This is a genomic window from Arthrobacter sp. Y3221159 (assembly GCF_059089885.1).
Window position 1 is genome coordinate 204,711 of sequence record NZ_JBNHFC010000005.1, and the last position, 23,501, is coordinate 228,211.

The 23,501-nt window shown below is 67.3% G+C and carries 22 protein-coding genes and 2 pseudogenes; 12 read left to right on the forward strand and 12 right to left on the reverse strand.

Translation table 11 applies throughout. The features are described from left to right. Positions 1 to 7: 7 nt before the first annotated feature. Entirely contained in the window at positions 8 to 772 is a 765-nt protein-coding gene (locus AC5RT3_RS07450; RefSeq protein ID WP_494123887.1) for an IclR family transcriptional regulator, read from the forward strand. An 11-nt stretch (positions 773 to 783) separates the two neighbouring features. Here the strand turns inward: AC5RT3_RS07450 and AC5RT3_RS07455 are convergent, their stop codons facing one another. Beyond that, positions 784 to 1,554, reverse strand: a complete 771-nt coding sequence (locus AC5RT3_RS07455) for an IclR family transcriptional regulator (protein ID WP_494123888.1) — start codon at positions 1,552 to 1,554, stop codon at positions 784 to 786. A 147-nt stretch (positions 1,555 to 1,701) separates the two neighbouring features. Next, positions 1,702 to 3,137, reverse strand: a pseudogene (locus AC5RT3_RS07460) (amino acid permease). Positions 3,138 to 3,379: 242 nt separating this feature from the next. On the opposite strand from AC5RT3_RS07460, the gene rlmC reads away from it, so the two are divergent. Next, positions 3,380 to 4,507, forward strand: a complete 1,128-nt coding sequence (rlmC, locus tag AC5RT3_RS07465) for a 23S rRNA (uracil(747)-C(5))-methyltransferase RlmC (protein ID WP_494123889.1) — start codon at positions 3,380 to 3,382, stop codon at positions 4,505 to 4,507. Between the two features lie 15 nt (positions 4,508 to 4,522). Here rlmC and AC5RT3_RS07470 read toward each other — a convergent pair whose 3' ends face one another. Both AC5RT3_RS07470 and AC5RT3_RS07475 read right to left on the reverse strand, forming a co-directional pair. After that, on the reverse strand, positions 4,523 to 5,143 hold the full coding sequence (locus AC5RT3_RS07470; RefSeq protein ID WP_494052385.1) for an FMN-binding negative transcriptional regulator: 621 nt from the start codon (positions 5,141 to 5,143) through the stop codon (positions 4,523 to 4,525). Between the two features lie 31 nt (positions 5,144 to 5,174). Further along, complete coding sequence (locus tag AC5RT3_RS07475) at positions 5,175 to 6,110, reverse strand: DMT family transporter (RefSeq protein ID WP_494012188.1); 936 nt, start codon at positions 6,108 to 6,110, stop codon at positions 5,175 to 5,177. Between AC5RT3_RS07475 and AC5RT3_RS07480 the strand changes: the two genes are divergently transcribed. Together AC5RT3_RS07480 and AC5RT3_RS07485 are read left to right on the forward strand one after the other, a co-directional pair. Then, entirely contained in the window at positions 6,109 to 7,515 is a 1,407-nt protein-coding gene (locus AC5RT3_RS07480; protein WP_494012189.1) for an aminotransferase-like domain-containing protein, read from the forward strand. The two genes, AC5RT3_RS07475 and AC5RT3_RS07480, sit on opposite strands and share 2 nt — an antisense overlap. Positions 7,516 to 7,955: 440 nt before the next feature. Continuing rightward, positions 7,956 to 8,138 (forward strand): annotated as a pseudogene (locus AC5RT3_RS07485) (hypothetical protein); the annotation flags it as partial. A gap of 123 nt (positions 8,139 to 8,261) precedes the next feature. Here AC5RT3_RS07485 and AC5RT3_RS07490 read toward each other — a convergent pair. The 3 genes from AC5RT3_RS07490 to AC5RT3_RS07500 all read right to left on the reverse strand — a co-directional run bounded on the left by AC5RT3_RS07490 (position 8,262) and on the right by AC5RT3_RS07500 (position 11,190). After that, positions 8,262 to 9,086, reverse strand: coding sequence for an SDR family NAD(P)-dependent oxidoreductase (locus AC5RT3_RS07490; RefSeq protein ID WP_494123890.1), 825 nt, complete (start codon positions 9,084 to 9,086; stop codon positions 8,262 to 8,264). A gap of 119 nt (positions 9,087 to 9,205) precedes the next feature. Further along, entirely contained in the window at positions 9,206 to 10,609 is a 1,404-nt protein-coding gene (locus AC5RT3_RS07495) for a GntP family permease (RefSeq protein ID WP_494052388.1), read from the reverse strand. A 35-nt stretch (positions 10,610 to 10,644) separates the two neighbouring features. Beyond that, entirely contained in the window at positions 10,645 to 11,190 is a 546-nt protein-coding gene (locus AC5RT3_RS07500) for a gluconokinase (RefSeq protein WP_494123891.1), read from the reverse strand. A gap of 190 nt (positions 11,191 to 11,380) precedes the next feature. Here AC5RT3_RS07500 and AC5RT3_RS07505 point away from each other — a divergent pair, with 190 nt between their 5' ends. Both AC5RT3_RS07505 and ctaD read left to right on the forward strand, forming a co-directional pair. Next, positions 11,381 to 12,115 carry a FadR/GntR family transcriptional regulator gene (locus AC5RT3_RS07505; protein ID WP_494123892.1) on the forward strand — a complete coding sequence of 245 codons (735 nt, stop codon included), beginning with the start codon at positions 11,381 to 11,383 and terminating at the stop codon, positions 12,113 to 12,115. Positions 12,116 to 12,237: 122 nt separating this feature from the next. Continuing rightward, positions 12,238 to 13,986, forward strand: coding sequence for an aa3-type cytochrome oxidase subunit I (gene ctaD, locus AC5RT3_RS07510; protein ID WP_494123913.1), 1,749 nt, complete (start codon positions 12,238 to 12,240; stop codon positions 13,984 to 13,986). A gap of 140 nt (positions 13,987 to 14,126) precedes the next feature. Here ctaD and AC5RT3_RS07515 read toward each other — a convergent pair whose 3' ends face one another. Beyond that, complete coding sequence (locus AC5RT3_RS07515; RefSeq protein ID WP_009372930.1) at positions 14,127 to 14,330, reverse strand: cold-shock protein; 204 nt, start codon at positions 14,328 to 14,330, stop codon at positions 14,127 to 14,129. A gap of 283 nt (positions 14,331 to 14,613) precedes the next feature. On the opposite strand from AC5RT3_RS07515, the gene AC5RT3_RS07520 reads away from it, so the two are divergent. Together AC5RT3_RS07520 and AC5RT3_RS07525 are read left to right on the forward strand one after the other, a co-directional pair. Further along, positions 14,614 to 15,000: a TfoX/Sxy family protein gene (locus AC5RT3_RS07520; protein ID WP_494103417.1), complete on the forward strand. Its 387-nt coding sequence runs from the start codon at positions 14,614 to 14,616 to the stop codon at positions 14,998 to 15,000. 59 nt (positions 15,001 to 15,059) lie between these two features. Continuing rightward, entirely contained in the window at positions 15,060 to 15,863 is an 804-nt protein-coding gene (locus AC5RT3_RS07525) for an alpha/beta fold hydrolase (protein WP_494123893.1), read from the forward strand. A gap of 20 nt (positions 15,864 to 15,883) precedes the next feature. Here the strand turns inward: AC5RT3_RS07525 and AC5RT3_RS07530 are convergent, their stop codons facing one another. Together AC5RT3_RS07530 and AC5RT3_RS07535 are read right to left on the reverse strand one after the other, a co-directional pair. Beyond that, positions 15,884 to 16,570, reverse strand: coding sequence for a hypothetical protein (locus AC5RT3_RS07530; protein ID WP_494123894.1), 687 nt, complete (start codon positions 16,568 to 16,570; stop codon positions 15,884 to 15,886). Between the two features lie 140 nt (positions 16,571 to 16,710). Continuing rightward, entirely contained in the window at positions 16,711 to 17,364 is a 654-nt protein-coding gene (locus AC5RT3_RS07535; RefSeq protein WP_494123895.1) for a class I SAM-dependent methyltransferase, read from the reverse strand. Between the two features lie 248 nt (positions 17,365 to 17,612). On the opposite strand from AC5RT3_RS07535, the gene AC5RT3_RS07540 reads away from it, so the two are divergent. The 4 genes from AC5RT3_RS07540 to AC5RT3_RS07555 all read left to right on the forward strand — a co-directional run bounded on the left by AC5RT3_RS07540 (position 17,613) and on the right by AC5RT3_RS07555 (position 20,858). Continuing rightward, a complete protein-coding gene (locus tag AC5RT3_RS07540) occupies positions 17,613 to 19,154 on the forward strand; it encodes an alanine/glycine:cation symporter family protein (protein WP_494123896.1) in 1,542 nt (513 codons plus the stop codon). 147 nt (positions 19,155 to 19,301) lie between these two features. Then, positions 19,302 to 20,084 carry a GntR family transcriptional regulator gene (locus AC5RT3_RS07545; RefSeq protein ID WP_494123897.1) on the forward strand — a complete coding sequence of 261 codons (783 nt, stop codon included), beginning with the start codon at positions 19,302 to 19,304 and terminating at the stop codon, positions 20,082 to 20,084. An 8-nt stretch (positions 20,085 to 20,092) separates the two neighbouring features. Next, positions 20,093 to 20,572 (forward strand): hypothetical protein, encoded by a 480-nt coding sequence (locus AC5RT3_RS07550; protein WP_494123898.1) that lies wholly within the window; start codon positions 20,093 to 20,095, stop codon positions 20,570 to 20,572. A 64-nt stretch (positions 20,573 to 20,636) separates the two neighbouring features. Beyond that, positions 20,637 to 20,858, forward strand: a complete 222-nt coding sequence (locus AC5RT3_RS07555; protein ID WP_494123899.1) for a VldE C-terminal domain-containing protein — start codon at positions 20,637 to 20,639, stop codon at positions 20,856 to 20,858. Positions 20,859 to 20,892: 34 nt separating this feature from the next. Here AC5RT3_RS07555 and AC5RT3_RS07560 read toward each other — a convergent pair whose 3' ends face one another. Further along, on the reverse strand, positions 20,893 to 21,900 hold the full coding sequence (locus tag AC5RT3_RS07560) for a nucleoside hydrolase (protein WP_494123900.1): 1,008 nt from the start codon (positions 21,898 to 21,900) through the stop codon (positions 20,893 to 20,895). A 36-nt stretch (positions 21,901 to 21,936) separates the two neighbouring features. After that, the gene (locus AC5RT3_RS07565; protein WP_494052399.1) at positions 21,937 to 23,379 is read right to left on the reverse strand and encodes an MFS transporter; all 1,443 of its coding nucleotides are present in this window, start codon (positions 23,377 to 23,379) and stop codon (positions 21,937 to 21,939) included. Between the last annotated feature and the right edge of the window lie 122 nt (positions 23,380 to 23,501).

Consider the following 23,501-nt stretch of genomic DNA (forward strand, 5'->3'; position numbering starts at 1 on the left):
CACATCCATGTCGAAAACCTCCAGCATGGGCCGTGGAATCCAGGCGGTCCTGGCCGTGGGGGCACGGCATGGGGCAGGGCTTCCGGGCGGCACGGTTGCCGACATCGCGGCGGACCTGGGAAGGGACCGCAGCCAGGTTTCCCGCAACCTCCGCAGCGCCGAGCACGAGGGCTTCCTCTCGCGCACGTCCCGCAGCTACGCCCTTGACTGGTCGCTCCTCACCGACGCCCAGATCCTGACCGAACGTCGGCTGCAGACCGACGGCGGCACAGCCCTGGACAGCCTCGCTTCAGCCACTGATGAGGCTTGCTTCCTCGGGGTGCTGCACGGTGACAGCACCGTCACCATCGGTGAGAGCGTCCCCGCCAGCAGCAACCTGGTGGGATCCTGGCTGGGCCGCCCGTACCCCGCCTACTGCAGCGACGCCGGGCAGGCCGTCCTGTGGGAAGCGTCGGAGGCCGAAGTGCGGACGGTGTTTGCCGGCGTCGACTTTGTCCGCCACGGTCCCAACACTCCCACCGGCATTGAAGACTTCCTCGCCCGGCTGGAGGCAGCGCGGCAACGCGGCTACTCGATCGTTGACGAGGAGGCCGAACCGGGGCTCTACTCACTGGCCGTCCCGGTTCGCGATTTCAAGGGCGACGTAGTGGCGGCATTTCAGATTGTGGGCATCAAGGACCGGCTGGAACCGAAGCGGGACAGCTGCGCCGCGGCATTGGTGCCGCAGGGACAGTGGCTCGAGACCCGGTTGGGCTACCGGCCCGAGGGCTAGTTACAAGCCGATCAGCCGGCGGCTGGAGATGCCCCGAGCCGCTCCGCCGCCCCGTGCAGGGCAGCGGCGGCGGCAGCAACAGCGCCGGACGCCAGCTCGGCCCGGCTGCCCAGGACACTCAGCGAAGCGGTGATGCGGCCGGCGGCATCGCGGATGGGAAGGGCAATTTCCACCACCTCGTGCTCGAATTCCTGGTAGGCGGCAACAAACCCGGCGGCCCGGTCCCGTTCCATCAGCCCCCAGACCTCGGCGGTGGTGTGGGCAGCCCCCGGACCGCCGATCCCGATAAAGTTCACCCCGCCGAGCAGCGCGTCCAGGCCGGGGCGGTCAAAGTCCCACAACAGTGCCCGCCCGGCACCGGTGCACCACACCGGCGTCACCATCCCCGGCTTCACGAAGCTTCCGGGACCGGCGTCGTTGCTGGAGGCACGGAGCAGGACCACGCGGAAGCCGTCCCGAACGGAGAGCCTTGCCCGGAGCCCCAGGGCGGCCACTAGCGCCTCAAGCTCGGTCTTCGCTTGCCGGACCCAACCGGTGTTGAGTGAGGCGGCGAGGGTGAAGAAACGCGGGCCGGTCCGGAAGGGGCCGCGGTCCGCGCGCTCCAGCAGGCCCACGTCGCACAGTTCCTGGGCCAGCCGCGAGACCCTGCTCTGGTCCATGCCCAGCTCGGCGGCGAGCTGTGAAACCCCGAGCAGCTGCCGGCCGCGGATTTCCCGGTCCGCCACCAGCCGCACAAGGCGCAGCCCTTGCGCCATCGACGACGCCTCGGCGGACGATTCCACGCTCACATGCCCCTTCCGGCCGGTAATCCCGCCCCATTCTTCCACGGCAGCGCCACGCCCGGCGGGGAAGAAAGGGACAATGAACGACGGCGCCCAGTAGAGCAGGTGCCTGAAGCGCACCTGCGGCGCGGCCGCCGTCGTCCGTCCCTAGCCCTGTCTGGCAGCGGCAGCCTTGCGCCCGTGCCGGACGTGGAACCAGGCGTAGCAGGCAGCGACGAAGGGGATGCCGAAGTAGAGCGCGGCCACCTGGGTGGGGTCGAGGGCGATGCCCACCAGCGAAACCACGCACAGGGTGAACGCCAGGATGGGCACCAGCGGGAACAGCGGGGCCTTGTACGCGAGGTCCGCCACGTTGCCGCCGCTGCGGACGAACGCCTGGCGGTGGAAGAAGTGCGAGGCGGTGATGGACATCCATACGCCCACCACGGCGAAGCCGGCCACGGACACGAGGACCAGGTACACCGTCTCCGGTGCCACCACGCTGCTGACCAGGGAGGCGAGGCCGCCCACCATGCTGACGGCGAGTGCCACCAGCGGGATGCCGCGGCGCGTCAGCTTTTTGAAGGCGCGGGGTGCGTGGCCTTCGTCGGCGAGGGAGTAGAGCATGCGGGCGCAGGAGAAGAGGCCGCTGTTGCCGGCGGACAGGAGTGCGGTGATGATGACGAAGTTCATGATGTCGGCGGCGAACGGGATGCCAACGGCGGAGAACACTGTCACGAACGGGCTCTCGCCAGTCCCACCTCGGTGTAGGGGATGGTGGCGGCTATGACGGCGATGGCTCCGACGAAGAAGATGAGCAGGCGGATCACGGTGGTGCGCATTGCCTTGGGGATGCTGGTGGCCGGGTCCTTTGTTTCGCCCGCCGCGACGCCGATCAGCTCGGAACCGGAGAAGGCGTAGAAGACGGCGAGCACGGTGACCAGGACGCCGGTGAATCCGTTCGGGAAGAGCCCGGCTTCGGTGCTGAAATTCTCGAACAGGTGGGGGTGGCTGCCACCGGCACTTAGCGGGTGGAAGCCGAACAGGGCCGCGCCGCCCAGGACGATGAGGCCGATGATCGCGGCCACTTTCACAATGGCGAACCAGAACTCGGCCTCGCCGAAGAACTTCGAGGACACGGCATTGAAGCCAAACAGGACCGCGGCGAACACCAGGCACCAGACCCAGACCTCCACGTCCGGGAACCAGCGCTGCATCAGCAGGCCGGACGCGGTGAACTCGGAGCCGATGGCCACGGCCCAGCAGAGCCAGTACAGCCAGGCCGTGGCGAATCCCGTGGCCGGTCCGATGGAGCGGGCGGCGTAGATATGGAACGCGCCGGACACCGGGTAGGCAATGGCGAGTTCGCCCAGGCAGGCCATCACCAGGTACACCACGAAGGCGCCGATGAGGTAGGCGATGACCGCGCCGAGCGGCCCGGCCTGCGAGATGGTGTAGCCCGAGCTCAGGAACAGTCCCGAACCGATCACGCCGCCCATGGCGATCATCACCAGGTGCCGCGGCCCCATGGAGCGCCGGAGCCCCGACTCGGCTGGGGATGTATCCGGCGGTGAGGCCAGGGTCAGCGGTGATGAGGGTTCCATGGGCGTCTCCAGTAGGGGTGTGGTGCACCGCGCGCCTGCGGCAGTGGTCACCGAAGAAGTGAACGGCGGCAGTGCCGAAACTAGCACGCTTGCGAAGAAACGGTCTCCAAATACATGGATGCATGCTTATATTGCACGTTGTTACGTTGCCTTCGGCTGCGGCCGCAGAACCGGGGTACGACGGCGGCGCTGGGCCGGGTGCCGCCGTCGAGGTTTCCGCGGGCGGGTAAAATTGTCCGGTCATGCATTGTTCCTACTTCGACGCCGCCGCCTGCCGCTCCTGCACCCGGATGGGCGTGCCCTACGCGCAGCAGCTCGCCGGCAAGCAGGGGCACTGCGAGACGCTCCTCTCACCGCACACCGAACTGGAGTGGCTGCTGCCCGTCGGGAGCCAGGAGTCCGGCTTCCGCAACAAGGCCAAAATGGTGATCGGCGGGACGGCGCAAAACCCGACCATCGGCATCCTTGATGCCGACGGCCAGGGCGTGGACCTGCGTGAATGCGGCGTCTGCTCGCCGGGGCTGCTGGCCTGCTTTCCGGTGCTGGCCGGATTCATCGGACAGGCGAGGCTGACCCCCTATGACGTGCCGCAGCGCCGCGGCGAGCTCAAGCACATCATCATCACCGAGTCCCCCGACGGCGAGGTGATGCTCCGCCTGGTCCTGCGCTCCGAGCAGCTGTTGCCCCGGATCCGGAAACACTTCCCCTCGCTCCTGGCCGCGCTGCCGCAGGTGAAGGTGGTCTCGGTCAATCTGCACCCGGAACACAAGGCGGTACTGGAGGGCGAGCGCGAGATCCTGCTGACGGAGCAGTCCACGCTGCGGATGCGGCTCAACGGACTGGACCTGCACTTGCGGCCGCAAAGCTTTTTCCAGACGAACACCCCGATGGCCGCAGCGCTCTACCGGCAGGGGCGGGAATGGGTGGATGAGCTGGATCCGGCGTCGGTCTGGGACCTGTATTGCGGCGTGGGCGGTTTCGCCCTGCATTGCGCCGGACCCGCACGGGACGTCACCGGGATCGAAACAAGCCGGGAGGCCATCGTCTCGGCCAAACTCAGCAGCAAGGAGGCCGGCCTGGATCGCGTGAGTTTCCAGGCTGGCGATGCCACCGCGTTTGCCCTCGGGGCGGACCGTTCGCCGGAGCTGGTCATCGTCAACCCGCCCCGGCGCGGCATCGGCAAGGAGCTCTGCGGCTGGCTGGAGTCCTCGGACGTGCAGCACGTGGTCTACTCCAGCTGCAACGCCCAGTCACTGGCCCGTGACCTGGCCGCGCTCCCCTCGTTCACGGCCCGGCGTGCCCGGGTCCTGGACATGTTCCCGCAGACCATGCACTACGAGGTGATGGTCCTGCTGGAGCGCGCCAGCTGACCTTTCCCCTGCGGCTCAGCCGCGCACGCGTTCGACGGCGGCGGCGCTGGCTTCCTGCCCGGCTGCCCGCAGGCCGGCGATGACTCCGCCGGCGTCGGCTGCGGAGCGGTTCTGGCTCAACTTTTCCTTTGCCTCGATGCGGGTGATCAGCAGTTCGACCCCCACGATGGCGCGCAGCTGCCCGGCGATGAACCGCTCCGGTGCATCGTCCACGCTCCACGGATGGTCCCGCCCTTCCTCATGCAGATCCGTGAGGCTCCGCACATGCCGGGCCAGCCATCCGGCCTCGTCATGGATCACCAGCCGGCCGTACACATGGGCGGTGGAGTAGTTCCAGGTGGGCACCACGCGGCCGTGCTCGGCCTTGGAGGGGTACCAGGACGGGGAGATGTAGGCATCGGGCCCTTGAAGAATTGCGAGCGCCTCTCCAACGGGCAGGCTGGAGAACTGCGGGTTGTTGCGCGCGGCATGGGCGTGCAGCGCGCCACGCTTTCCCACCGACGGTTCATAGACGAACGGCAGCAGCGTGGCCTGCAGGCCATGCTCCGTCATGGTGACCAGGTTGGCCGCCGCAGGGCGGGACAGGAGGTGCTGGAGGGCGTCGGGGCCGGCGGCGAAGTGGGCGGGAATGTACATCTGGGGTCCTTTCAGGTTGGGCAGGGGCTTGTCAGGAAGCGGGGCGGTTCAGCCGGACGCGCACGGCGCCGCCGGCGCAGGCGACCACGGCAAGGCCGCCGAGGACGGTGGCCCAGGTGAGGGCCTCGCCCAGCAGGAGCGCAGCCCAGCAGATGCTCATGACGGGCTGGAGGAGCTGGACCTGGCTGACCTGGGCGATGGGCCCGACGGCCAGCCCGCGGTACCAGGCGAAGAACCCGAGGAACATGCTCACCACGGCCAGGTAGCCGAAGGCTGCCCACTGGACGGGTGTGGCCTGCGGGGGCCGGTCCGCGACGGACACGGCGGCAAGGGCCAGCATCAGCGGGGCGGCAAGGACCAGGGCCCAGGCAATGGTCTGCCAGGAACCTACCTCCCGTGCCAGCAGGCCGCCCTCGGCATAGCCGACCGCGGCGCAGGCCACGGCGCCCAGCAGCAGGAGGTCGGCCCAGTGCAGGTGCCCGATCCCGCCGGACTGCAGGAACGCGAAGCCGAGCGCCGCCAGCGAGCCGAGGCCTGCGACCAGCCAGAACGCCAGGGGCGGGCGCTCGCCCGTCCGCAGCACGGCGGCCGTGGCCGTGGCGGCGGGCAGAAGCGCGATAACCACTGCACCGTGCCCGGCGGGTACTGCGGTCAGGGCGTAGGAGGTGAGGAGGGGAAAGCCGACGACGACGCCTCCGGCCACCAGCGCGAGCCTCGCCCAGGTGCGGGGCCCGGGTAGCCGTTGCCGCGTGAGTGCCAGGGCCGCGGCGGCCAGGCCTGCGGCGATGACCGCGCGGCCGGAGCCGATGAAGAGCGGATCCAGGCCCTCAACGGCTACGCGGGTGAAGGGAACGGTGAAGGAAAAGGCCGCCACGCCCAGGAGTCCCCACCAGAGCCCGGTCTGCGCCTTTGCACCGGGCGGTACCGGTGGGCGGACTTGGACAGTAGCGCTACTATTGTCTCTCATGAACAACGATAGCAGTTCGCGGATCGTCCTGGCACTCCGCGGCTGGATTTCCGCTGCTGCCCCCGGCGCCCGGCTGCCCTCCACCCGGCAGCTGGTGGCGGAGTACCAGGCCAGCCCCGTGACGGTGCAGAAGGCGCTGCAGGCATTGACGGCGCAGGGGCTGATCGAGAGCCGGCCGGGGGTGGGGACGTTCGTGCGTGCCGTCCGGACGGCCCGGCCCTCCGACTACGGCTGGCAGACGGCGGCGCTGCGCTCGCCGTCGTCGATCCTGCCCTCCTCCAGCACCATGCGCGACGTGCCGAACAGCGCCATCTCGTTCCACGCGGGATACCCGGACCGGGAGCTTTTGCCCGAGCGGCTGGTCCGGGGCGCGCTGACCCGGGCCGCGCGCGGCAGCGCCGCACTGTCCCGCCCGCCGGCGGCCGGGATGCCGGAGCTGCAGCAGTGGTTCGCGCATGAACTGGGTTCCGCTACTCCTGCCGGCTTCACTCCCCCGATGCCTAATGATGTGATCGTGCTGCCCGGAAGCCAGAGCGGGCTCAGTTCGATTTTCCGGGCGCTGGTGGGTGCCGGACAGCCGCTGTTGATGGAGTCACCCACATACTGGGGCGCGATCCTTGCCGCGGCGCAGACCGGTGTGCGGGTGGTCCCGGTGCCGAGCGGACCCGAGGGACCGGCTCCGGCAGAACTGGCCCGGGCATTCACGGAAACCGGGGCGCGGGTGTTCTACGCGCAGCCCAACTATGCCAACCCCACCGGTGCGCAGTGGGCGCCGGGGCGTGGGGAGGCGGTGCTGGAGGTGGCGCGGGCGCACGGAGCATTTGTTGTGGAGGACGACTGGGCGCACGACTTCGGCATCACCTCCGACCCCGTGCCGGTGGCCACCCGGGATGATGCGGGGCACGTGGTCTACATCCGCTCGCTGACGAAGAGCGTTTCCACGGCCATCCGCGTGGCGGCGGTGGTGGCCCGCGGGCCCGCACGCGAGCGCATCCTGGCCCACCGGGCGGCTGAGTCGATGTACGTGAGCGGGCTGCTGCAGGCCGCGGCGCTGGATGTGGTGACGCAGCCGGGCTGGCAGACGCATCTGCGCAGCCTGCGCCAGCAGCTGCAGTCGCGGCGGGACCTCCTTGTGACCAGCATCCGTGAACACGTTCCGCAGGCACACATCGAGCTCCTGCCCAAGGGCGGACTGAACTTGTGGTTACGGATGCCGGACGGGACGGACCTGCCCCGGCTGACACGCGACTGCGAGGACAACGGCGTGATCATCGCCGCCGGGACGGAGTGGTTTCCCGCGGAACCGGCCGGGGCGTTCGTCCGCCTGAATTTCGCGGGGCCCAACCCGGGCGCCTACCCGGAGGGCGCCCGGATCATCGGCGAGTCACTGGCCAGGCAGGGCTAGGGCTGTCCACCTGCAGCCCGCAGGAATCGATCAAGATTCCGCCTGAATCCGTTTCCGCGCGTGCGTGAAAGCTACGCTGGCCGTGCACTTGGCAGCCGGCACGAGTTTTGGGGGCAATTATGGATACGAGTCGGGACCGCTTCGAGCCGAACCAACGGAAGCCGGGCCCACCCGCTGCAGCTGCACTCCGGCGACGCGGGCGGCTGAAGGCAGTCCTGTCCGCCGCCTGCATTGCAGCCCTCCTGCTGAGCGGTTGCAGCGATTCCCAAGGCTTCATGAGTGCGGTTGTCGCTGATCAGCCGAATCGTTCAGCGCCCCAGCCGGACGAGTCGGCGCCGCTTACACCTGAACCTGCTGCCCCGGCACCTCCTGAAACCCCAGCTCCCGCCCCGGCAACGCCCTCCGAATCGCAACACGCTGCTCCGGCACCGGCCACATCCCCCGCTCCCCCGGCACCTTCGGGCTGCGACCCGAACTATTCCGGGTGCGTCCCCATTGCCTCGGACGTCGATTGCGCCGGTGGAAGTGGCAATGGACCGGCCTATGTGCGAGGTCCCGTGCAGGTCATCGGCGGCGACCCCTATGGGCTGGACCGTGACAATGACGGCGTCGGGTGCGAGTAGCCGCCACAGCGGCGACCAAGATGCGCGGCTTTTGAGCTGGCTCGGCTCGGACGCACCCGGACTTTCAGGGTCTGCGTCTGCGCTGGAGCCTAAAAGTTGCGCATTCCGGTCAGGCCGAAACCTCTAGTCGCCGGCGCGCACCAGTTCAGCGCTCTTCTCCCACAAGCCCCGGGCCAGCTCGGCCTCGTAGGCCTGCGGGTTGGCCTTGGCCAGGGCGCGTTTGGCGTAGTAGGCACCCGAGGTCCAGTCCGTGCCCGGCGTGCCGTTGATGAGCCAGAGCATGGTGTCCGCGCCCTGCTCCGGGCTCAGCATGAACCGGTTGAGCAGGGTCTTGTAGGCGTGGCGGAAGGGGCTCGTGGACTCCGCAGCAAAGTTGGTGCGGACCACGCCCGGGTGGAACGCCGCCGTCGTAATTCCTTTGTTGCTGAACCGGCGGTGCAGCTCGGAGGTGAAGAGGATGTTGGCGAGCTTGCCGGTGCCGTAGGCGCGGTTGGTGGAGTAGCGGTGCTCGGCGGTGAGGTCGGACAGGTCCAGCCTGCCGAAGCCGTTCGCCGCGCTGGCGGTGTTGATGACCTTGGCGTTGCTGGCCGTGAGGGTACCCATCAGCAGCGTGGTGAGCAGGAACGGGCCCAGGTGGTTGATCTGGAAGGTGGACTCGTTGCCGTCCACGGTGAGGGTTCGCTTTCCCATGATGCCGCCGGCGTTGTTGGCGAGGACGTCGATGCGAGGGTAATCGGACTTCAGCTGCGCGGCGAGGGTGCGGACCTGGTCCAGCTCCGCGAAGTCGGCGAGGAAGTAGTCCGCATCCAATTCCTTGGCGAGGGCGCGCGTCTTCTCGGCGGAGCGGCCCACAATGACCATCTGTTCCCCGGCCTTCACAAGCGAACGGGCGGATGCCGCGCCGATACCGTCGCTGGCGCCGGTGATCACGATGGTGCGGGGAGTCAAGGGGTTTCCTTTGTTCTGGGACGGCGCACCTGGCGGAGACGCACAAAAGTAGACAACGACGGCGGTCCGGCAGGTGTTCCCACCCGACGGACCGCCCGTCACTACCAAGCCGGGAAGGGTCAGCCGGCCAGCCCGGCCACCAGGAAGATCAGCGCGGCGATGGCAAAGCCCATCACACCGATCAGGGTTTCCATGACGGTCCAGGTCTTCAGCGTGGTCTTGACATCCATGCCGAAGAAGCGGCCCACCAGCCAGAAGCCGGAGTCGTTGACGTGGGACACCACCACGGAACCCGCGGCCACGGCCAGGACCATGGCGGCCACCTGCATGCCGTTCAGCCCGGCCGCTGCCACGGCGGGGGCGATGAGGCCCGCGGTGGTGGTGAGGGCAACCGTTGCCGAACCCTGCGCAATGCGGAGGATGGAGGAGATTAGGAAGCCTGCCAGGATCAGCGGGATACCCAGGTTGCCCAGGACGTCGGCGAGTGCCTGGCCGATGCCGGAGGTGCGGAGCACGCCGCCGAACATACCGCCGGCGCCAGTGATCAGGATGACCGAGCATACCGGGCCGAGGGAGGACTCGAGCAGTTTCTCCAGTGCGCCGGCGTCCTTGCCGCGCTTGGCGCCGAGCACGAACATCGCCACCAGGACCGCGATCAGGAGGGCGACAGGGGTTTCACCGAGGGTGCGCAGGACCTGGTACCACTGCTCGTCCTTTACTCCTTCGGGCAGGACGCCGGCGGTAGCGAGGGTGTTCAGGCCCGTGTTCAGGAAGATCAGGACCAGCGGCAGGAGCAGCAGCCCCACGATGGTGCGGAAGCGCGGCGGGTGGGACTCGGCTTCTGCGGAGGCGTGGCCCAGGATTTCCGGCACGGGCAGGACCAGCTTCTTGCCGGCGTACAGGCCGTACAGGTAGGCCGTGACGTACCAGGTGGGAATGGCCACGAGAAGGCCGGCGATGGTCACCAAGCCGACATTGGCCTCGAAGAACGCGGAGGCGGAGACGGGGCCCGGGTGCGGCGGCAGGAAGATGTGCATCACGGAGAAGGCACCGGCCGCGGGGAGGCCGAAGCGGAGCACTCCCCCGCCCAAACGGTGGGCGACGGCGAAAACGACCGGCAGCATGACCACCAGGCCGGCGTCGAAGAAGATGGGGAAGCCGAAGATCAGTGAGGCGAGGCCGAGCGCGAACGGGGCGCGCTTTTCACCGAAGACGCCGATGAGGTAGTCGGCCAGCACCTTGGCGCCGCCGCTGGTTTCCACGATGCGGCCGAGCATGGCGCCCAGCCCCACCAGGAGTGCCACGGTGCCAAGCGTGGTGCCGAAGCCGTTGATCAGCACCGGGACCACCTGGTTGGCAGGGATGCCTGTGGCGAAGGCGGTGGCGAGGCTGATCAGGATCAGTGCGATCAGGGCGTGCACGCGCAGCTTGATGATCAGGAACAGCAGCGCGAGGATCGCGGCGGCGGCGATGAGCAGCAGGGGGCCTGCTCCCAGCGTCTGGGTCCATCCTTCGATGGTCATGGTTCTCCTTTGAAACAGAACTTTGTGTTGGGGCTTTACGGGTCGCAGGACGCCTGTCCGGAGGGAAGCTTCAGTGCCTGCACGACGGCGGCAACCAGCTCTTCCGGTGAGCGGGAGATATCGAGTCGGAGGCTGCCGGCGTCGAGCTCTTCCTGGGTGAGCGCCTCGAGCGTGGCGAGCTGGCTGGGCAGCAACGTGGGCGGCATGAAGTGGCCTTCCCGGCCCTGCATGCGCTGGCTGATCAGGTCCGCGCCGCCATCGAGATGGAGGAAGAGGACCCTGCCCTCGGCCTCGGACAGTAACTGCCGGTAGCTCTTCTTCAGCGCCGAGCAGGTCAGCACGGTGCTGCAGCCGGCCTGCGCCTGCCCGCTCATCCAGTCGCGGATCTGGCGCAGCCAGGGCCAGCGGTCCTCGTCCTGCAGCGGGATGCCCTGGGCCATCTTGGCGATGTTGGCCGGCGGGTGGAATTCGTCCGCCTCGGCACAGGCCCAGCCCAGCCGCTTGGACAGGGCTGCCGCCAGGGTCGATTTGCCGGATCCGGCAACGCCCATCACCACCAGATGCGTGGGTGGATACTGCATGTTCATACCTCCGGAGAAGACGTCTTTGGCTTTCGAAGAAGCTCACTGCGTGCCCGTGATGAAGTGGGCTACGCGATAAGGTATCACCTTTTGCTGCGATAAATACTATCTTTTTGTGTCACAAGTCATACCTTTAGAGCATTTTTCGCTATCCTGAGGATGCGCTCCGGCGCGGGGAGGCGGAACAGAAATGTCGACGGCGACAGTACCGGACGCGGATGACGCGAACGATGGCGGGGCGTCCCCCGCAATGCATGAGCGTGTCCTGGAGGCGGTTGGCATCGCCATTGCCTCAGCCAGGCTGGCCCCCGGCAGCCGGCTGACCCTCGAAGGGCTGCAGCAGGAATACGGCATTTCCCGCACGGTCGCGCGGGACACCATGAAGGTCCTGGAATCAATGAACCTGGTCTACTCGCGCCGCCGAGTGGGCATCGTGGTGCAGGAGCCGGACCTGTGGAACGTCTACGATCCCAAGCTCGTGCGGTGGCGCCTTGCCTCCGAGCGGCGCGCCGAACAGTACAGCAGCCTGACCGAGCTGCGCATCGCCGTCGAACCCATCGCTGCTGCCGGCGCCGCACGCCGGGCGAGCGCGGCGGAACGAGCCCAGCTCGTTGCCCTCGGAACTAAACTGCGCAGGCTGGGCGAGGCGGGCGACCTGCAGGCCTTCCTCGCCGCGGACATCGAATTCCACCGCCTGCTGTTGAGGAGCTGCGGCAACGAGATGTTCCGGGCGCTGGAGGACATGGTGGCAGAGGTACTGACCAGCCGCACCAAGCAGGGGCTCATGCCGTTCAAGCCGCGGAATGAGGCGCTGCAGGCGCATGAGGATGTGGCGGCGGCGGTGGCGCGCGGGGACACCGTTGTGGCAGAACGGGCCATGCACCACATCCTGGACGAAGTGCGCGAGGCGATGGGGCTGCACTAGGGAACCGCCAGACGGGCAAAGGATCCGTCGGGCCCCTTTCCGGGGGTCCCGATCCTGAGTAGCCTGCTAGTAGGGCCCAAGCAAGGTCGCCCGGCCGTGCAGGAACAGCTGTGAGGTGGAAAATGGCCATCACCGGACAGTCACGTACAGGATCCGTAACGGCGCCTGCCGTCGTTCCCCGGAGCAAGGGCCGCGTGGTGGTCAACTGGATCACCACCACGGACCACAAGACCATCGGGTTCCTATACCTGATCACGTCGTTCTTGTTCTTCACCCTGGCCGGAGTAATGGCGCTGCTGATCCGGGCAGAGCTCTTCCAGCCCGGCATGCAGATCCTGCAGACCAAGGAACAGTACAACCAGCTGTTCACCATGCACGGAATCGTGATGCTCCTCATGTTCGCCACGCCCCTGTTTGCCGGATTCGCGAACGTCATCATGCCGCTGCAGATCGGTGCCCCGGACGTGGCGTTCCCGCGGCTCAACGCCTTGGCGTACTGGTTCTTCCTGTTCGGTTCCACCATCGCCGTGTCCGGCTTCATTACCCCGCAGGGCGCCGCATCCTTTGGCTGGTTCGCCTACACCCCGCTGTCGAACACCACGTTCAGTCCGGGGCTGGGCGGGGACCTGTGGGTCTTCGGGCTTACGCTCTCCGGCTTCGGCACCATTCTCGGCGCCGTCAACTTCATCACCACCATCATCTGCATGCGCGCCCCCGGCATGACCATGTGGCGGATGCCGATCTTCACCTGGAACACTTTGATTACTTCTGTGCTGGTGATCATGGCGTTCCCGCCGCTGGCAGCAGCGCTGTTCGCGCTCGGCGCGGACCGCCGCTTCGGTGCACACATCTATAACCCGGAGAACGGCGGCCCCATTCTGTGGCAGCACCTGTTCTGGTTCTTCGGCCATCCCGAGGTGTACATCATCGCCCTGCCGTTCTTCGGCATCGTGTCCGAGATCTTCCCGGTCTTCAGCCGCAAACCGATTTTCGGCTACAAGGGCCTGGTGTACGCCACGATTTCCATCGCCGCGCTTTCCATGACGGTGTGGGCGCACCATATGTACGTCACCGGTTCGGTCCTGCTGCCGTTCTTCGCGTTCATGACCATGCTGATTGCGGTGCCCACCGGGGTGAAGTTCTTCAACTGGATCGGCACCATGTGGCGCGGCTCGCTGACGTTCGAAACGCCCATGCTGTGGAGCATCGGCTTCCTCATCACCTTCCTGTTCGGCGGCCTGACCGGCATCATCCTGGCCTCCCCGCCGCTGGACTTCCACGTGTCCGATTCCTACTTCGTGGTGGCCCACTTCCACTACGTGGTGTTCGGCACGGTGGTGTTTGCGATGTTCGCCGGGTTCTACTTCTGGTGGCCCAAGTTCACGGGCAAGATGCTGAACGAGCGCCTGGGCAAGATCCACTTCTGGATGCTCTTCCTGGGCTTCCACGGCACCTTCCTCATCCAGCACTGGCTGGGCGTGGAAGGCATGCCCCGCCGCTATGCGGACTATCTGGTGGAGGACAACTTCACCTGGATGAACCAGTTCTCCACCATTTCGTCAATGCTGCTGGGTGCCTCGCTCATCCCGTTCCTCTGGAACGTCTTCATCACCGCGCGCAGCACTCGGAAGGTTGAAGTGGACGATCCCTGGGGCTTCGGTGCCTCGCTCGAGTGGGCAACCTCCTGCCCGCCGCCGCGGCACAACTTCACGTCGCTGCCGCGCATCCGCTCGGAACGCCCAGCCCTGGACCTGCACCACCCTGAAATCCGCGTCCGCGAGCACGAGCCCACGCACAGCGCGGCAGCCGCCGCCCTGGGTGCGGCCGATATCGGCGAGAAGGACGTCCGCAGCCCAAGCCCGGACGAGTGAGGAACAGGCCAACCCGAACCGTGCCGAGGATCTTCCGGTCCCACCGGAGGTAAAAGCAGGCATGGGTTAAAAAGAAGCAGGGCTTGCCTGTGCGGCAAGCCCTGCTTCAGGAAACCTAACGGTCCCGAAACTCTAAGTGATTAGAGAGCCTGGATGTTGGTGGCCTGGGGACCCTTGGGGCCCTGCTCGGTGTCGAAGGAAACCTTCTGGTTCTCTTCGAGGGAGCGGAAACCGTTGGAGTTGATCGCGGAGTAGTGCGCGAAAACGTCCTGCGAGGAGTCGTCCGGGGAGATGAAGCCGAAGCCCTTTTCAGCGTTAAACCATTTGACGGTGCCAGTAGCCATTATTTTTGTCCTTCGTGAAGGTGGAGGGAACGTCCCGACTTTCGGGCCCTCCGGTGTGGGGTGTTCAAAAACCGCTACTTCAGAAGAACACGGACTTTCGACCGCGCGTACTGCCTGAACTACCAACTGCATAAACACAACAACAGGCTCAACACTACAGGACTTTTCAGATTTGCCTAGCCGGGTAGGTCCCAGGGCACCGGCAGGACCCCTCGACCCGCCCGGCGAATGGGCATAGTCTGCACTCACATCGAGCAGCACTCTTTGAACGGGGGAACCAGCCATGGAAATGCCCAAGGCCAGCGAGGAAGCCAAGGAACGCTTCCGGTCAGTGGTGCCGGACCAGCCCGGCGTCGTCGTGAAGCCGATGTTCGGCAACCTGGGCGCGTTCGTCAACGGCAACATGTTCGCCGGACTCTTCGGCCCCACCATCGGCGTCAAGCTCTCGGACGAGGACCGGGTGATGCTGGAATCCTCTGAGCGCACGGTCCCGTTCGGCCCGGCCGACCGCCCCATGGCCGGCTACTCCGGTCTCCCCGAGGTGTGGAACGAGGAGGGCGACGGCGACGACGCCCGGGCCAAGGCCTGGGTCACCAAGGCCTACGAATTCGTGTCGACGCTCCCGGCGAAGGAACCGAAGGCCAGGGCGCCGAAGAGCGTCAAAAAGTAGCGGCAGCCTGCTGCTGAAGCCCCCCTTGTTTACCACCGGTTGCGGCGTAGGGTTTTCCCATGCAACCGATTCGGGCCATCCTGCTACCCGGTGCCGTCCTGCCCGCCGACCTGGCCTACACCGCCCTGGTTGAGGCCCTCGGGCCCGGTGTCCAGGCGGCCGCCAAAGACCTCGAGCTCTACAAGGACGACCAACCTCCCGCGGACTGGACCCTGGACACGGAGGTCGACGGCGTCCTGCGCGAGGCTGATGCGCGGGGCTGGGACACGTTCCATCTGGCGGGCTACTCAGGTGGCGGCTCCGTGGCGCTGGCGTTGGCCGCCACACACCCCGACAGGCTGCAGAGCCTGGCGCTGCTCGAGCCGGCCTGGGCGGGAAACTGGGACTGGAGCCCGGCCTACGCAGAGCACCGGAAGGGGTACAAGCAACTGGAAGCCCTCCCTCCTGGGGAGTTCCTGCCCGCCTTCATGCGGCTCGGGGTGAGGCCCGACGTCGTCCTTCCGCCGCCGGAGCCCGGTCCCCCGCCGCCGTGGATGGCCAAGCGGCCGGCAGGCATCAAGGCGTTCCTCAGGACCTTCGAAGACTACAACCTGGACAGGTCCCGGCTGGCCGCCTTCAGCCATCCGGTGTTCTTTGCCCTTGGCGGCCTGAGCCATCCGGACGACTACGGTGACGTTGCAGCAAGGCTTGCCAGGGTCTTCTTCCCGGACTTCCACCTGGAAGTGTTCCCCCGGCGCCACCACTTCGACCCCCCGCACCGCATCGAACCCCAGCGGCTCGCCGAAGGGCTCCGGCGGCATTGGGAGTTGGCCGAGGCGGAATCCGGCGGACGGCACGTGGCCGAGGAATCGAGGACGGCCTAAAACCGCTGCCGGGCGCCGGGTCAGCCGGCGCTGGGTCCCTGGATGTTGTGCTGCCTGTCGTGACGGGCGAAGTATGCGTATACCATCAGGGCGATCCCGGCGAGGATCATGACCGCCGGAACGGCAAAGTCCAGGGGAATGAGCTGTGCCATGGACTGCAGCGCGAAAATCACTCCCAGCACTGCAAGCACGGCAGCGGGAATCAGGGGCCACTTCATGCGTTCTGTGTGGTCAGCAGTCCGGACCGGGACGAGGGACAGGGAACCGAGGGTGGTCGCCAGCCCCAGGAACAGGACAGCCGCGACAGGCGTGCCCTGCAGCTGCTGCGGGAGCGTCACGATCAGTGCCAGTGTCAGCATCACGCCGCACGGGATCAGCGCCCACCAATTGGCGCGCTCCCGAAGGTAGACCGCCGCGAACCCTGCACCCATGAAGAGGAACAGGAAGGCTCCGGCCGCACCGTTCCCGGTGAACTGTGTGGCGGCGGCTACGGCCGCCAGGCCCAGGAATACCGAGCCGGGGATGGCCGCCCACCAGTTCTCCCGGCGCCGGGCGAACAGGGACAGGAACAACACCCCGGCGCCGGCGAAAACCAGCGGCGCCAGGACGGCCGCGCTCTCCACCACGCCCAGCCGGTCCAGCAGCCACAGCACACCCACCACCATCAAAACGAGGCCGCCGATGATGCTTGTGTTTGCCGATTTCACCGTGTGCCTCCCGGAGTCCGGCAGGGCGGCCGTGCGCCGCTCTGCTTCTCTCAGGCTAGGGGCGGCGCCGGAACCTGAAGTAGGGTCCAAAGCCCCCGTCTTCTCCAATCGGGTGCAGCTGACCACGCGACGCGCAAGCGTCAGTCGGGAGGCCCAGGGCTCGTGGCCGTGCCCAGGATGTGGGTCAGGGGCGGGTTCAGCTGCTGCACCACAAACCTGAAGCGCTCGTTGTCCTGGAGCGTGAAGCCTGCTGCACTGATCGCCGCGAGCGTGTCCCGGTTGAGGTGGCAGCCGCCCATGAAATGCCGCCATACCGGCGTGATCAGGTCTTCAACTGCAGCAAGGAGCGGGCGGTCTGAACGGACATGTTCGTAGTAGGCCAGGGTTCCGCCGGGCCGCAGGACGCGCCGGATTTCCGCGAGGACGGCGGCCTGGTCCTCAACGCTGCACAGAACAAGGCTCGTTGCCACGGCGTCGGCGCTTCCGCTACGGGCCGGGATGTGCTCCGCAGCCGCGGAGACCACAGTCACGGGGACGCTGGCAGTGGCGGCCCGTTCCACGGCCAGGTTCCGCAGGTAGTCGTTGGGTTCCAGCGCCAGGACATGGGTGACAGCGGGCGGGTACAGCGCAAAGGAGGATCCGGTCCCGGCACCGATCTCAATGACTGAACCGTGCAGGCCGGCCAGCATGCGCCGGCGGTGCTCGGTTGCCCCGCGCCGGTCCATCTCCTCCATCCCCCGTGCGAAGGCGCGGGCAAAGAGCGGGTGCTGAAGGCGCTCCGTTCCACGTTCCACCGCCACTCCTTTCCGGCTTGCCCCCATTATTCGCCTCGCACGGGTCATGCGGCAGGCATTTAAGCCCGCTAACGACAGCGACGCAGCCGCTCAGAGGACGGGTAACCCCTTGCCGCAGGGCCAAATGGACTCCCCCGCCACTTTGTGAGATGCTTCACAGGTTTTGTGTGGTGCGCGCCACGACATCCACGGCGGCGCAAAGGCACCACCCGCATCAGCCACGCTCTTCATGGAGGGAACCCACACTTATGAGCGATGCCTTATCAGCCATCAATAACGTGATCTGGAGTGACTGGCTCGTCTATCTCTGCCTCGCCACCGGAGTCTACTTCTCCGTCCGGACACGCTTCCTTCAGGTCCGCCACGTCAAGGGCATGTTCCAGCAGCTGGTTCACGGCGAGAAGTCCGCCTCGGGCGTTTCCTCGTTCCAGGCCCTGGCCATGTCCCTGTCCGGCCGCGTCGGCACCGGCAACGTCGCCGGCGTCGCCACCGCCATCGCCTTCGGCGGGCCGGGCGCCCTGTTCTGGATGTGGACTGTCGCCTTCCTGGGCGCGTCCACGTCGTTCGTCGAATCGACGCTCGGCCAGATGTACAAGACCCGCGACCCGCTGACCGGCGAGTACCGCGGCGGCCCGGCCTACTACTTCTCCCGTGCGTTCGCCCACACCAAGGGCGCCGGCTTCTTCAAGGTCTACGGCTACGTCTTCGCGGCCGTGACCGTCCTTGCCTGCGGTGTTCTGATGCCGGGTGTCCAGACCAACTCCATGGCCACCGCGATCAGCGGCGCCTGGACCGTCCCGTCTTGGGCCGTGGCCGTCGGCTCCGTCATCCTCCTGGCGCTCGTCGTCATGGGCGGCGTGAAGCGCATCGCCAGCGTTGCTGCATTCGTGGTGCCGTTCATGGCCGCCGGCTACATCCTCCTCGCCCTGATCGTCGTCTTCATCAACGCCGCCCAGCTGCCGGAGATCCTCTCGCTGGTGTTCCGCAGCGCCTTCGGCATGGACTCGGCCCTCGGCGCCATCATCGGCTTGGCCGTGATGTGGGGCGTCAAGCGTGGCGTCTACTCGAACGAGGCCGGCCAGGGCACGGGCCCGCACGCCGCCGCTGCCGCCGAGGTCTCGCACCCGGCAAAGCAGGGCCTGGTCCAGGCCTTCGCCGTCTACATCGACACGCTGTTTGTGTGCTCGGCCACCGGCTTCCTGATCCTCTCCACCGGCGCCTACCGCATCTTCTCCGGCGGCAGCGAAGACGGCGAGATCCTCGCCGAGGGCGGACTGCTGTCGGCGAGTGCCGTCGTCGGGCCGCAGTATGTCCAGGCCGGATTCGACTCCGTCTTCCCCGGCGTCGGTGCGGCGTTCATCGCCATCACGCTGGTCTTCTTCTGCCTGACCACCGTCATCGCCTACTACTACATGGCCGAGACCAACCTGCGCTTCCTCCTGGGTAACTCCTCGGCCAAGATGATTCCCGGCCTGCGGACCAGCTTGGGCCGCGCGACCACCATTTCGCTGCAGGTGGCCATCCTCGTCGCCGCTGCCTACGGCTGCGTGAACACGGCCGCCGACGCGTGGGTGATGGGCGATATCGGCGTCGGGCTTATGGCCTGGCTGAACATCGTGGGCATCCTGGTCCTGCAGAAGCCAGCCTTCAAGGCGCTGAAGGACTTCGAGCGGCAGCAGAAGCTGGGCCTCGACCCCGTCTTCGACCCGCGGCCCCTCGGCATCACCGGGGCGACCTTCTGGGAGTCCTACAAGCCGGCGGAGCGCGAGAAGGAATCGGCGCGCAGCTAGACCGCAGCTGGTATGGGTAAGGCCGTGTGCCGCGCGAACCGCGCGGCGCACGGCCTTACTGCTTTTTAGCGTCGGCGGCTTGTCCAACAAACGCGTAGCACTTGTTAGGCTGGAATCCCCCGAATCCACCTGAAAAGCGAGGCAGACGTGCATCAGGACGCCGCCCGGTTCCTGTCCCAGCCGGTGGCCGCCCAATCGGGCTCGCCGCTCCGTGTTGCCGTGTACTCGCGCATCGCCGAAGCGATCCGCAACGGCCTCCTCACGCCCGGCTCCATGATCCCCACCGAAACCGAACTCGGCGCCGACATGAAGGTCAGCCGCACGGTTGTCCGCGAAGCCCTCATGCTGCTTGAGGAGGACGGGCTGATCAGGGCGCGGCGCGGCGTCGGGCGGTTCGTCTCGGACACCCTCCCCCGCATTGGCATCGAACGCATCCAGCCCTTTGAGGACGTCCTCGGCTCCCCCGGCCAGCGGGTGGAGGTCAAACGAACCCAGGTAGTGCGGCAGGCCGCGTCCGAATTCGTCGCCCCCGGCATCGGCGTCGAGCCCGGCACGGAATGCTGGCTCTGGGAGTCCGTCCTGATGCGCGACGGCGAAGCCATCGCGCACCTGCAGGAAAACGTGACCGCCCAGCCGATCAACTTCGGTAAGAGCCCCGCCGCGCCCCTGGAGATTAACGACGACGGCGCCGCCACCCTGCTTGCCACGCTCAACAAACAGCTTGGCAGGTTGGCCGGGCCTGGCGAGTGCCAGATCAGCCTGAGCCAAGTAGGGCCGAGCCGGGCAAAGCTGCTGGACCTGCGCCCATCGGACCCGGTACTGGTCCTCACCCAGTACGTCCGACACAACAACCGGCCCTTCTACCTCGCCAAGTGCCTGGTCTCCGCCCGGGCCGGGCACCTTTCCGTGATGCAGCAGTTCCAGTCCTAAGGCTGCCGATGACCGGCAACAAAACCGATCGGCGCCAGCACGGTGCGCGTCAGCTGCTCTTGAGCGTTTTCCTGCTCGTAGGGCTCGCAACAGTGCTGGCATTCTTCGGCCCCGGCGTACTCAGTGCATTGCGCACCGAGGACGGCTCCCTGCTCTGGCGGCCGGAGTGCGTGGTCGAAACCCCGGAGGGGGAAGTGGGGCTGAGCCGGGACCAAGCGAAGCTGGCCACAACAGCGGTGGCACTCCAGGCCCGCGGAGTTGCAGCGCCGGACACCTCCGGCATCGGCGCGGCGGTGCTGCAGCAGCTGGCCGGCGGTCCTTCCGGCGGCGCCGGCCCTTCACTGGCCTGCCGGGGCTCGGCCGCCAGGGACCTGCCGGTAGAAGACATCGGTGCCACCGGCCTGACACCGCGCGCCGAGCAGTTGCGCGCAGCAATGACCGAGGTGTTCGGCAACCAAAGCCTGGGCGGGTTCGCCCCGGGCGGCTGATCAGGGCCACGGGGCGGACTCCACGCACTACGACGGGCGGGCCATCGACATCTTCTTCCGCCCCGTGACTGAGGAGAACCGTCGCCAGGGGTGGATACTGGCTCACTGGCTCGTCGCCCACGCCGAGGACCTGTACATCCAGTACGTTATCTTCGACGACAGGTTTTGGAGCGCACAGAGTTCCCGGGCGCAATGGCGGGACTACGACGCACCTGAACCGGGCAACGAGGTCCTTCGCCACCTCGACCATGTGCATGTGGACGTGCTGGGCGGAAGTCCCGGCTAAGGGAGCTTGCCCTTGCCTCCACATCAGTCGAGGTTTAGACCGGCTCAACCACCAGGGATCCGGCATGCTCAACCACTGGAGTCTCGAAGTGCCCAAGCAACGTGTCCACGAGGTGCGGCGCGAAGTCCTCCTCCAGCGACAGCACCACGCGGCACCTCGCTCCCGTCACGGACGGGTAGCCGGCATACAGCCCGCGCATGTCGCAGACCGTCTGCCCGCGGGAAGGCCCTGAGGAGGTGTCGACGGCGGCACGCACCACCGGTGCCACAGCCGCCTGCACCGCACCGACGGCGAGCGCCGCGGCCAGCGGATCGTGCATCGCGGAGCAGGGCCGGCCGTAGATGCCCTCGTAGAAGCGGAAGTAGTAGCCCAGCATCTTCCCCAGCGCCCGCGGCACTGGAGCGGAGGACGCCAGCAATTCTTGCCGGTGGTGCTCCTCCAGGACTGACGCCATGGTCACGTCCAGCGGCACCAGGGTGATATCCCAGTCGGCGGCGAGCACCAGGGAAGCGGCCTCGGGGTCGTTGTGGATATTGGCCTCGGCCACGGGCGTAATGTTGCCGGGGGCCAGCGCGGCCCCGCCCATCACCGTCACGGAGTGGACCAGCGAAGGCAGCGCGGGCTCCAGCCGCAGGGCCTCGGCAATGTTGGTCAGCGGCCCGATGGCAAGCACCCGCAGCGTTCCGGGATAGGTACGCGCCAGCCGCACCAGCATCTCCGCCGCGGATTCGGAAGCCAGCGGAGCCGGAGAGGCTGGCAGCGACACCTCTCCGATGCCGTTCTCCCCGTGCACCCAGGGCGCCCCTCCCCCGAAGGAACCGGCCTGTGGATCGTGCGCACCCAGGGCTACTGGAATGTCCGCGGCGCCGGCGAGCTGGAGCAGGTCGAGGGTGTTCCGGGCCCCGACGGCGGCACTGACGTTGCCGCTGACGGCACCGATTCCCACCAGATCGGCGTTCGGGGCGGCGAGCAGGTAGGCCAGGGCGAGGGCGTCGTCGATCCCGGTATCGCAGTCCAGGTAGAACGGGAAGGTGGCAGTCATGGGTCTTCTTTCAGGTTCGGTGGAGGGAATGAGGGGTCAGACGGTCTCGCCCTTGGGGGCGGCGACGAAGAGGCTGACGATGAACGCGGCGGCGGTGATGCCCACCGAGATCCAGAGGGCGGTGGCGTACCCCGCGGACGTGGACAGGGCGGCGAAGGGTGCCACGAGCACGACGCCGAGGCTCGCGCCGATGCCGAAGGAGGCGCCGTTGATGCCGGGCAGCGCGGCCGGGGCTTCCTTGGGCGAGAGGAGCACGGAGAGCCCGTTGATGGCGGTGAGGAAGAAGCCGTTGTAGAAGATGCCCAGGGCCGCGACGGCCACCAGTACCGCCACCTGGCTCTCGGAGAAGGCGGCCGCGGCGATGGCGCAGGCCAGGCTCAGCCCGGTTCCGGCGCGCAGGGTTTTGATCCAGCCGCGGCGGTCGGCCAGCCAGCCGGCGAGCGGCGCGGCGAACACGCCGATCAGCGCGGCGGGGGTGAGGAACAGCAGCGCCGAGACGGACGCCGAAAGCCCGAAGCCGCCGTCGGCATCCTGGCTGAGCAGCACCACGGTGAAGTTGATGATCGCGAAGATGCCGGCGAGCGTCAGGACGGTGGTGGCGATGACCGGCCACACCTGGCGGGAGCGCAGGTGGTGGACGGCGATGAGCGGGTGGCTGCGGCGCTTTTCGATGAACCAGAACGCGGCGAAGGAGGCGATGGTGGCGGCCAGCAGCGCCAGCGTGCCGGGCGCGGTCCAGCCGGCGGCGGATCCGCCGGAGACAAAGTACGTGATGAACACCAGGAACAGCGAGAGCGAGCCCGCGCCCCACCAGTCCATGGCGCCGCGGACGCCGCTCGGACGCCCGGCCGGGACCATGCGGATGATGCAGGCGGCGGCGATGGCGGTCAGGACCAGGACGACGACGAAGATGGACCGGAAGCCGAGCGTCTCGGCCATGAGGCCGCCGACGTAGCCGTCCACGCCGCCCACTCCCCCGTTAATGGCGGCGATGATGCCCACCGAGGTCCCGAACACCTTTGCCTGCAGGTTCTCGCTGAGGACGATGTAGGCCAGGGCGAAGACCGCGCTGGAGACGCCCTGGAGGAACCGGCCGGTGATGAGCAGTTCCAGCGTGGGCGCGGTGATGCAGAGGATGGTGCCGGCGCCCATGATGCCGAGGACCAGCAGCAGGGCGGCGCGGCGGCCGATGAAGTCGCTCCACCGGCCAATCACCGGCCCGGCGATGGCGCCGGCCAGGAAGAACATGGATTGTACGGGGGCGGCGGCGTCGGCTGCCTGGCCGAAGCTGGCGGCGATCTGCGGCAGCGCGGGGGTGACCATGCTGGCGTTGAGCTGGAAGGACAGCACGCCGAGCAGCAGGGTGGAGATCAGTAGGGCGGCGCGGCGGCCGGAGAACTTGGCGTCGCCGTCGGGAAGGACGACGGCGGATGCGGCGTCCGCGGGAGGTGCGGCGGCCGCCGGGGCTGGGGTGTTCACATCAAACTCCTTTGTTCGAGCAGGCGTTCTTGCATTTCCTTCGGCAAGATTCGAGTTGTTATACAACCATGTATGACCAACAAGTACAACCCATGCCGTACACTGAATTTTGTTCCCGCCGC